This window comes from Streptomyces sp. WELS2, from assembly GCF_013870595.1.
GTDB lineage: Bacteria > Actinomycetota > Actinomycetes > Streptomycetales > Streptomycetaceae > Streptomyces.
Genome location: NZ_JACBWZ010001173.1, coordinates 1 through 1,545 on the forward strand (window position 1 = coordinate 1; position 1,545 = coordinate 1,545).

1 protein-coding gene and 1 pseudogene are annotated in these 1,545 nt (G+C 73.9%); both read right to left on the bottom strand.

Annotated features, from left to right (window positions below; all coding sequences use genetic code 11):
* On the bottom strand, positions 1-791 hold a 791-nt coding region (locus H5J33_RS34745; protein ID WP_181798638.1), incomplete at its 3' end, for a serine/threonine-protein kinase.
* 121 nt (positions 792-912) lie between these two features.
* Positions 913-1,545, bottom strand: a pseudogene (locus H5J33_RS34750) (serine/threonine protein kinase); the annotation flags it as partial.

Below are 1,545 nucleotides of genomic sequence, written 5' to 3' on the forward strand. Positions count from 1 at the left end.
GCGCCCAGCCGCCGGTCGGGGTCGCGCTCCAGCATCCCCAGGACGACGGGCAGCAGCGGCTTGGCCTCGGCCGGCGGGCGGATCTCGGCGGAGACGACGGCGTGCAGGATGCCGCCCAGCGAGTCGCGCCGGAACGGCGATTCACCGCTGAGCGCCGTGCACAGCAGCGCGCCCAGCGACCACAGGTCGGATTCCGGGCCGGTGCGCAGCCCGGACATCCGCTCCGGCGCGGTGTATTCGGGCGAGCCCACGAAGGAGCCGGTCTCGGTGAGCGTGGTGGCGCCCTCGACCTGGGCGATGCCGAAGTCGGTGAGGACGACCCGGTCGGTGCCGGACTCGATCAGGACGTTCGCGGGCTTGATGTCCCGGTGCAGCACGCCCGCCTCGTGCGCGGTGTGCACCGCGCTCAGCAGGGCGATGCCGATCCGCGCGGCCTCGTCGGCGTCGACCGGGCCGTCCCGGGCGATCCGTTCGGCCAGCGACGGGCCGTCGACCAGCTCCATCACGAGGTACGGCCGGCCGTCGTGCTCCACCACGTCGTGCACGACGATGATGTGCGGATGCCGTAACTGGCAGACCGCGCGGGCCTCGCGGAACGTACGGTCGCGGCGGCGGCGCGCGTCGTCGTCCGGGAGCGAGTCGTCCGGAAGGAACTCCTTGACCGCCACCCGACGGCCCAGCACCTCGTCGCTCGCCCGCCACACGACGCCCATGCCGCCGCGCCCGACGCGTTCCTCCAGGCGGTAACGGCCCGCGATCAGCCGGAAGCCGCCGGCTCCCTCGGTCCCCATGCGCCCCATCATGCCGCAGCGGGCCACCGCGTCCGCGAAATCCGGTCGCTGCCCGGGGGTACATGGATCACCGGTCGGACAGCCGTTCCCGGCGCGGACGGCGCAGTCCGGGACGCCGGCCTCAGCGCGGCTCCTGCCAGCCCTGGAGCACGGCCTTGAACTGCTTGCTGGTCCGGCCCCAGTCCGCGGCGGGCGAGGATATGTAGATCACGTACTCGGTGCCGTCGCGCGAGATGTACGTCTCCTCCGCGGCGTGCCGCGGCCCCGGGAAGGCGCTGTCCTTGGCCAGGGCGGTCCAGGTGTACTCCCAGGCGGAGCCGCCGAGGTCGCGGTAGACGTTCTTCTCCAGCCGGACCCGCTGGTAGTCGGCCAGCCGCCGGGAGAGCTGGCCGTCCAGGTCGAGCTGGTGGGAGTAGGCGTCCTTGAAGTCGGGCGAGGTGTCGATGGCGATGCGGACGAAGTGCTCGCCGCCGTCGGGCGTGTAGTCGACCTGCCGGAGTTCGCCGGGCACCCCGACGACCCTGCGCGACCAGCCCTTGGGCAGGTAGAGGCCGAAGCCCCACTCGTCGTCGTAGCGGCGCCAGGAGGCCGGGATCGTGCCGTCGGTACCGGGCGTGGCGCTGCCGCTCGCGGAGGTGGACGGCGTGGCCGGGCCTCCGTTCGCCCCGCCGCCGTCGCCGGTGCTCCACTTCTGCACGGCCACCGCGCCGCCCGCGCCGAGCACGGCCGCGAGGGCGACGACCAGCGCGAGGCG